The 8,205-nt window shown below is 58.9% G+C and carries 9 protein-coding genes; 5 read left to right on the plus strand and 4 right to left on the minus strand.

The genetic code is table 11. The annotated features are described in order from the left end of the window. Positions 1-9: 9 nt before the first annotated feature. Positions 10-537 (plus strand): TRAP transporter small permease, encoded by a 528-nt coding sequence (locus ACIF4X_RS05480; RefSeq protein ID WP_397481280.1) that lies wholly within the window; start codon positions 10-12, stop codon positions 535-537. Continuing rightward, positions 537-1,817, plus strand: a complete 1,281-nt coding sequence (locus tag ACIF4X_RS05485; RefSeq protein ID WP_397481281.1) for a TRAP transporter large permease — start codon at positions 537-539, stop codon at positions 1,815-1,817. Before ACIF4X_RS05480 ends, ACIF4X_RS05485 begins: the two co-directional genes overlap by 1 nt. A 48-nt stretch (positions 1,818-1,865) precedes the next feature. Here the strand turns inward: ACIF4X_RS05485 and ACIF4X_RS05490 are convergent, their stop codons facing one another. The 3 genes from ACIF4X_RS05490 to ACIF4X_RS05500 all read right to left on the minus strand — a co-directional run bounded on the left by ACIF4X_RS05490 (position 1,866) and on the right by ACIF4X_RS05500 (position 4,342). Next, positions 1,866-2,666, minus strand: coding sequence for a sulfite exporter TauE/SafE family protein (locus tag ACIF4X_RS05490; protein WP_397481282.1), 801 nt, complete (start codon positions 2,664-2,666; stop codon positions 1,866-1,868). 9 nt (positions 2,667-2,675) lie between these two features. Then, positions 2,676-3,920 (minus strand): FAD-dependent oxidoreductase, encoded by a 1,245-nt coding sequence (locus ACIF4X_RS05495; protein ID WP_397481283.1) that lies wholly within the window; start codon positions 3,918-3,920, stop codon positions 2,676-2,678. A gap of 80 nt (positions 3,921-4,000) precedes the next feature. Continuing rightward, on the minus strand, positions 4,001-4,342 hold the full coding sequence (locus ACIF4X_RS05500; RefSeq protein WP_007915092.1) for a helix-turn-helix transcriptional regulator: 342 nt from the start codon (positions 4,340-4,342) through the stop codon (positions 4,001-4,003). Between the two features lie 91 nt (positions 4,343-4,433). On the opposite strand from ACIF4X_RS05500, the gene ACIF4X_RS05505 reads away from it, so the two are divergent. Together ACIF4X_RS05505 and ACIF4X_RS05510 are read left to right on the plus strand one after the other, a co-directional pair. Further along, on the plus strand, positions 4,434-5,297 hold the full coding sequence (locus ACIF4X_RS05505) for an MBL fold metallo-hydrolase (protein ID WP_397481284.1): 864 nt from the start codon (positions 4,434-4,436) through the stop codon (positions 5,295-5,297). Between the two features lie 125 nt (positions 5,298-5,422). After that, positions 5,423-6,319 carry a tyrosinase family protein gene (locus tag ACIF4X_RS05510; RefSeq protein WP_397481285.1) on the plus strand — a complete coding sequence of 299 codons (897 nt, stop codon included), beginning with the start codon at positions 5,423-5,425 and terminating at the stop codon, positions 6,317-6,319. Here the strand turns inward: ACIF4X_RS05510 and bkdR are convergent. Next, positions 6,294-6,782 (minus strand): Bkd operon transcriptional regulator BkdR, encoded by a 489-nt coding sequence (gene bkdR / locus ACIF4X_RS05515; RefSeq protein WP_103305884.1) that lies wholly within the window; start codon positions 6,780-6,782, stop codon positions 6,294-6,296. The genes ACIF4X_RS05510 and bkdR overlap by 26 nt on opposite strands. A gap of 185 nt (positions 6,783-6,967) precedes the next feature. Between bkdR and ACIF4X_RS05520 the strand changes: the two genes are divergently transcribed. Further along, on the plus strand, positions 6,968-8,205 hold a 1,238-nt coding region (locus ACIF4X_RS05520; protein WP_397481286.1), incomplete at its 3' end, for a 3-methyl-2-oxobutanoate dehydrogenase (2-methylpropanoyl-transferring) subunit alpha.

An 8,205-nucleotide genomic window follows, 5' to 3' on the forward strand; every position in this document is an offset into this window, starting at 1 on the left:
TGGAACCCGATGAAGAATTTGCTGCTGCGTATCAACGACAAGATTTACATGACGTGCATCTGGGTCGCCGGTCTTTCCGTCCTGGCGATTTCCCTGATGATTCCTTGGGGCGTGTTTGCCCGCTACGTGCTGGGCACCGGCTCAAGCTGGCCCGAGCCCACAGCGATTCTGCTGATGATGGTGTTCACTTTTATCGGCGCTGCCGCCAGTTATCGCGCTGGCGCGCACATGGCCGTGGCGATGCTCACCGACCGCATGCCGCCGCAACTGAGAACCGCGGCGTCGATTTTTTCCCAACTGCTCATGGGCCTGATCTGCCTGTTCATGACCATCTGGGGCTTCAAGCTGTGCATGTCCACCTGGAACCAGTTCATGGCCGCCCTGCCCGATCTGCGGGTTGGCGTGACCTATTTGCCGATTCCACTGGGCGGCTTGCTCACGCTGATTTTCGTTGTGGAAAAACTCTTGCTCGGTGACCAGAGCAAACGTCGAGTCGTGCAGTTCGACCTGGTTGAAGAAAGTGAAGGTACCGCTTAATGGACGCTCTGATTCTGCTGGGCAGTTTTATCGTATTGATCCTGGTCGGCATGCCGGTCGCCTACGCGCTGGGTGCTGCTGCCCTGATCGGGGCATGGTGGATCGACATTCCGTTCCAGGCGGTGATGATTCAGGTCGCTTCGGGCGTGAACAAATTCTCGCTGCTGGCCATTCCGTTCTTCGTGCTGGCCGGTGCGATCATGGCCGAGGGTGGCATGTCGCGCCGCTTGGTGGCGTGTGCCGGGGTGCTGGTGGGGTTTGTGCGCGGTGGCCTGTCACTGGTCAACATTGTCGCCTCGACCTTCTTCGGCGCGATCTCCGGTTCGTCGGTGGCCGACACCGCGTCGGTGGGTTCGGTGCTGATTCCGGAAATGGAGCGCAAAGGCTATCCACGGGAATTTTCCACCGCCGTGACCGTCAGCGGTTCGGTGCAAGCCCTGCTGACCCCGCCAAGCCACAACTCGGTGCTTTACTCGCTGGCCGCCGGCGGCACGGTATCGATTGCCTCGCTGTTCATGGCCGGCATCGTCCCGGGCCTGATGATGAGCGCCTGCCTGATGGTGCTGTGCCTGATCTTCGCGAAAAAGCGCAACTACCCAAAGGGTGAAGTAATCCCGATGCGCCAGGCGTTGAAAATCGTCGGCGAAGCCCTCTGGGGCATGATGGCGATGGTGATCATCCTCGGCGGCATCCTCTCGGGGATTTTCACCGCGACCGAGTCGGCAGCGATCGCCGTGCTCTGGGCGTTCTTCGTCACCATGTTCATCTACCGCGACTACAAGTGGCGTGAACTGCCGAAACTGATGCACCGCACCGTGCGGACGATTTCGATCGTGATGATCCTGATCGGTTTCGCCGCGAGCTTCGGCTACATCATGACCCTGATGCAGATCCCGGCGAAGATCACCACGCTGTTCCTGACCCTGTCGGACAACCGCTACGTGATCCTGATGTGCATCAACGTCATGCTGCTGTTGCTCGGCACGGTGATGGACATGGCGCCGCTGATCCTGATCCTCACGCCGATCCTGATGCCGGTGATTCTTGGCATCGGCGTCGATCCCGTACAGTTCGGCATGATCATGCTGGTGAACCTGGGGATCGGATTGATAACGCCGCCGGTGGGTGCGGTACTGTTTGTCGGGTCAGCGGTGGGCAAAGTGAGTATTGAAAGCACTGTCAAAGCGTTGCTGCCGTTCTACGCGGTGCTGTTTCTGGTGCTGATGCTGGTGACGTACGTTCCGGCAATTTCGCTGTGGTTGCCGCATTTGGTGTTGTAAGCCGATAAACAATCGCAGCCCTTGATGGGCTGCGATTTCTTTTGCCGCTCAGGCCCGCAACAACATATACCCCGCCACCACCAGACAAACACTTGCAAATCCCACCTGCAACGTCCGCGCCGGCACCCGTGCGCAGAGCTTGCGACCGATGATCATGCCGACAATGCTGGCCACGATAAACGCCCCACCCTGCGCATCAATCCGCACGCCGGCGTGAAACGATCCGATCACGCCAATCGCCGAAATCAGACTGATCACCATCAATGACGTCGCGACAATCCCGCGCATTTGCACATCGGTCAGTTGCTTGAACGCCGGCACAATCAAGAAGCCGCCCCCGACCCCGAGCAAACCCGACACCACGCCGGTAATTGCGCCTAACGCAGCCAACGTTGCGGTGCATTTGGCGGTCCAGTCGAAGCGCCCGGTTTGTTCATTGAGCATGCAGTTCTTCTGACCCCAACTGGCATGACCGTGATCGCTCGGCCCCTCCTGCTGACGCTCGCGCCGCAGCATGCGCCAGGCCACCATGACCATCAGCAGACTGAACAGGATCATGAGGATTTTCTCCGCCAACTGATGCGCGAAGTAGATCCCCAACGGCGAAAACACCGCGCCCAAAGCGGCAATCAACAACGCCGCGCGATAGCGCACCAAACCATGCCGCAAACCGTCGATAGCGCCGACCGCCGCCGCACTGCCGACCGCAAACAGCGCCACTGGCGCCGCTTGTGTCATCGTCCAGCCAAGCCCGAGCACCAGCGCCGGCACCGCAAGAATGCCACCACCGGCCCCGGTCAAGCCGAGGACCAACCCCATCACCACGCCAAACAGACTTGCCAGCAACATAAGGTTTTCTCAGTCGACCCTGGACAGACGCGTCAGCCACTCGCGGCCCTTGAGCATGCCGTTCCAGTAAAACCACGGCAGCAACGTCGCCTTGAGAAACCATGCCGAACGCCGCGCCACGGTCGGGTCCAGTGGAAAAGTCGGCAGCAACTTCCCGGCATAGCCGAACTCGGCGAGGATCACCTTGCCCTTCTCCACCGTCAGCGGGCAGGAACCGTAACCGTCGTACTTGAGCGGCAGCGGTTGCTGCTTGCGCTGGGCCAGCAGGTTTTCCGCGACCACCACGATTTGTTTGCGCACCGCTGCGGCGGTTTTTGCGTTGCTGGTGCCGCAGACATCACCGAGGGCGAACACCTCGGGATAACGCGGATGCTGCAGGCTGTGCGGGTTGACTTCGCACCAGCCGGCGGCGTCGGCCAAAGGGCTCTGCGCGATGAAATCCGGCGAAACCTGTGGCGGCACGACGTGGAGCAGGTCGAAAGTTTTCGCCTCGCGGGTGACGTTGCCGCTTGCATCCTTGATTTCGAACCAAGCGGTTTTCGCCGGGCCGTCGACCTGGACCAGGTTAGAGTTGAACGCCAGTTGCGCGTTGTACTTTTCGATGTACTGCATCAGCGGCGGGACGAACGTGGCCACGCCGAACAGCGCGGCGCCGGCCAGATTGAATTCGACATTGATGTTGTTCAGCCCACCGGTTTTACGCCAGTGATCGCAAGACAGGTACAGCGCTTTTTGCGGCGCGCCAGCGCACTTGATCGGCATCGCCGGTTGCGTGAACAGCGCTTTGCCGCCGCGCAGTTTCTGCACTTGATCCCAGGTGTATTGCACGTGCTGATAGCTGTAATTGGAGGTGACGCCGTGCTGGCCGAGGCTCTCTTGCAAGCCTTCGATCTTCTCCCAGGCCAGACGCAGGCCGGGGCAGACGATCAGGCTCTGATAGCTGACCGTGCGTTGATCGTTGAGGGTGAGTTGGCGTTTGTCCGGGTCGATTGCGGTGACTGCCGCTTGCAGCCAATTCGCTTGCTTTGGCATGACCTTGTTCATGGGTCTTGCCGTGTCTTTCACGTCATAAGCGCCACCGCCGACCAGCGTCCACGCCGGTTGGTAATAGTGTTGGGCGCTGGGTTCGATCACGGTGACTTTCAGAGCCGGATCACGTTTGAGCAGACTGGCGACAAAACCGATACCGGCCGTTCCGCCGCCGATAACCACGATGTCTGCACTGATGGATGGGCCCCAGTGTTGATCGTTCATTGCTTGTTCCTTTTGCTGCACGCAAGGATTGTTCTAGCTGAAACACAAATCCCACTTTGAACCAGTGTCATGGTTGGCATTTATTGGTGGCCCAGACTTTTCAGCACGGCGCCGCAATACAGTCCGGACAGGGTTTTCATTACCTGGATGACTTCCGGACTGGCAAGACCGTAGAAAATGTACTTGCCTTCACGACGGGTCGCGACCAGCCCTTCATCGCGCAGGATGCCCAATTGCTGCGACAGCGTCGGTTGACGCACGCCGGTCATCTTTTCCAGTTCGCCAACGTTGCGTTCGCCCTGGGTCAGTTGACACAGAATCAGCAGGCGATCCTCATTGGCCATGGCCTTGAGCAAGGCGCAGGCCTTGGAGGCCGAGGCGCGCAGCTGGGCGACTTCACATTCGGTCAGACTGGATTGCATTTGCACGATGCCTTCAAGGTCACTTAAGCTGCGAACATTATGTTTTTAGATAAAGTGTTGCAACCCATTTCCCTTGTTCAGGTTGGTGTCCATGCCCGCGCAGATTGAATCGTTCCTCGACCCCGCCTCCTCGACCTACAGCTATGTGGTCTATGAAGCCGATGGCGGGCAATGCGCAATCGTCGATCCAGTACTCGATTACGACGGCGCTGCCGGGCGCACCTGCACCGCGCAAGCCGACAAAATCATCGCCTTCGTTCGCATACACAACCTGCAGGTACAGTGGCTGCTGGAAACCCACGCCCACGCCGATCACCTGTCTGCCGCGCCATATCTGCGCCGGGAGCTGGGCGGGAAAATCGCCATTGGCGAATCGATCAGCAAAGTGCAGAACGTGTTCAAGGCACTGTTCAATCTGGAGCCGGAGTTCTGCGTTGATGGCTCACAGTTCGATCATCTGTTTGCGCCGAACGAGTCATTCAGGATCGGCAATCTCAAAGCCACTGCCCTGCATGTGCCGGGGCATACACCGGCTGACATGGCTTACCTGATCGACGGCGAACAGATTCTGGTGGGCGACACGCTGTTCATGCCCGACGTCGGCACCGCGCGCTGCGACTTTCCCGGCGGGAACGCCAATCAGCTATTCGCTTCAATCCACAAATTGCTGGCCTTTCCGGCCAGCGTGAAACTCTACGTTTGCCACGACTACCCGCCGGAGGGTCGCGCATCGCAGTGCCAGACCACCGTCGGGGAGCAGCGCAAAAGCAATATTCATGTGCATGACGGGATTGATGAGGCGGCGTTCGTCGAGATGCGCACCAAACGTGATGCCGGGCTGGGCATGCCGACGCTGTTGTTGCCGGCGATTCAGGTCAATGTGCGGGCGGGGAATCTGCCACCCGCCGAAGACAACGGCGTGGTGTACCTGAAGATACCGCTCAATTCTCTTTAGGAAAAAGTCGCTCGAACCATCGCCAGCTTATTTTTCCTACGAACGCCGGCGATAGTGATGAACTGGTGAAAATCCTCTCAGCGATCAGACTCCATTGGGCAAACATTCAATGGAGTTTTCGCAATATGGATATTCGTCGTAATCACCGAGACATGTCAGCGGCACAGAAAAACGCGTTCATCAGGGCCATCCTGACTCTGAAGAATCAAACCCCCAGCATCCTGCGACCCGGCCAGCAGTATCGCTACGATGACTTTGTACAGATTCACAAGAACTCCATGGGGCTGGGCAATCCGATCTCCCCCAACCCCCATCGCAATCCGCTGTTTTTTCCCTGGCATAGGATCCTGATTCGCCAATTCGAGTGGGAACTGCAGGTCGTGGCCAACGACCCCGGCATTACCCTGCCTTACTGGAACTGGAGCATGAGCGGTGCAGACAATCCCTTCGTGGATGAATTCATGGGCAGAGATGGCGATCCCCACTTGGACCAGCGTGTAACCCTCGGGCCATTTGCTTTCGAAGGTGGCATTTTCAGCGTCAGGGTCTGGGATGGTGACGAAGGGGTTCCGGTGCTGAGGCGCAACTTCGGCGCCGCCGGTTCGCCACTGCCTACCGCGGCAGAAATCGACTCGGCCATGAACCGAACACCCTACTGGTCCAAACCCGAAGGTTGGGAAAACCAGATGGAGGAGATGCACAATAAAGTGCATTCATGGGTCGGCGGCAACATGGGCACAGCCGCCTCGCCAAACGACCCGATATTCTTTCTGCACCACTGTCACCTCGATTACCTGTGGGAAAAGTGGAAGCTTCAGCACCCGGCCGAACCCGCGATCTCGTTTGCCGATGACGCCCCCCAGGACTTGCTCGATGCCACCCTGATCTTTCATCCGGACATCGAGCCAGCACCTTGGCAAAGAACCTGGAAGGTTGGAGAAGTCCTCGACACGGCGGCACTTGAATATCGGTATGACTTCAGTGATGAAGCCGCCATCAGGCACCCAGAATCAGACCGTTGACCGGCAGCGGCAACGCGGTCTTGTAACGCACCTGCTTGAGCGCAAAGCTTGAGCGAATGTTTGCGACCCCGGGCACTTTGGTCAGGAAGTCCATCATGAAGCGCTCCAGCGACTGAATCGTCGGCACCAGGACCCGGATGAGGTAGTCCGGGTCTCCGGCCATCAGGTAACACTCCATCACCTCGGGGCGATCGGAAATCGCCTCTTCGAAATGCTGCAACGCCTCCTCGACCTGTTTCTCCAGACTGACGTGGATGAACACGTTCACGTGCAGCCCCAGCAGGTCGGCGTCCAGCAGCGTCACTTGCTCGCGAATCAGCCCTAATTCCTCCATCGCTTTCACCCGGTTGAAACACGGTGTCGGCGACAGGTTGACCGAGCGTGCGAGGTCGGCATTGGTGATGCGCGCATTCTCCTGAAGGCTGTTGAGAATGCCGATATCGGTACGGTCCAGTTTGCGCATGAGACAAAACCACCTGTTTTTTATGTTTATGCAGAATTTCTATCTGCAAATGATCGCCAGCGCAACGAAACAGAGATAAATATTCTTCTTGCCCGGGCCTATGATTGTTGTAGGACAAGATTTCTTCTACCGAAGAATGACTGCCAGCTCACTACAAGAAATTCACAAGATCGAGCGTAGAAGCCATGACCCAAGCGTATGAACCGCTGCGCCTGCACGTCCCTGAACCCTCGGGCCGCCCAGGCTGCAAAACCGACTTTTCCTACCTGCATCTGACCGATGCCGGTACGGTGCGCAAACCTCCCGTCGACGTAGAACCAGCCGACACCGCCGACCTGGCACGTGGGCTGATTCGCGTACTCGACGATCAAGGCAACGCTCTTGGCCCATGGGCCGAGAACGTGCCGGTCGAGATCCTGCGTAAAGGCATGCGCGCCATGCTCAAGACGCGCACCTACGACAACCGCATGGTGGTCGCCCAGCGTCAGAAAAAAATGTCGTTCTACATGCAGAGCCTTGGCGAGGAAGCCATTGGCAGCGCCCAGGCGCTGGCCTTGAACATCGACGACATGTGCTTTCCGACCTACCGCCAGCAAAGCATCCTGATGGCCCGCGAAGTTCCGCTGGTCGACCTGATCTGCCAACTGCTGTCCAACGAACGCGATCCGCTCAAGGGCCGCCAGTTGCCGATCATGTACTCGGTCAAGGAAGCGGGTTTCTTCACCATCTCCGGCAACCTCGCGACCCAGTTCATTCAGGCGGTCGGCTGGGGCATGGCTTCGGCGATCAAAGGCGACACCAAAATCGCCTCGGCGTGGATCGGAGACGGCGCCACCGCTGAATCGGACTTCCACACCGCCCTCACCTTCGCCCACGTTTATCGCGCGCCGGTGATCCTCAATGTGGTCAACAACCAATGGGCGATTTCGACCTTTCAGGCCATCGCCGGTGGTGAAGCCACCACCTTCGCCGGACGCGGCGTCGGTTGCGGCATCGCCTCGCTGCGCGTTGACGGAAATGACTTCTACGCCGTCTATGCGGCGTCTGCCTGGGCTGCCGAACGCGCCCGCCGCAACCTCGGCCCGACCATGATCGAATGGGTCACCTACCGCGCCGGCCCGCACTCGACCTCCGACGATCCGTCGAAATACCGTCCGGCCGATGACTGGAGCCACTTCCCGCTGGGCGACCCGATTGCCCGCCTGAAACAGCACCTGATCAAGGTCGGCCACTGGTCGGAGGAAGAACACGCCGCCGTCAGCGCCGAGCTTGAAGCCGAAGTGATTGCCGCGCAGAAACAGGCCGAACAGTACGGCACCCTCGCCGGCGGCCAGATTCCAAGCGCCGCGACCATGTTCGAAGACGTTTACAAAGAGATGCCGGAGCACTTGAAGCGCCAGCGTCAGCAGGTGCGCATCTGCCA

Source organism: Pseudomonas sp. NPDC085632, assembly GCF_044541255.1.
In the GTDB taxonomy this organism is placed as follows: domain Bacteria; phylum Pseudomonadota; class Gammaproteobacteria; order Pseudomonadales; family Pseudomonadaceae; genus Aquipseudomonas.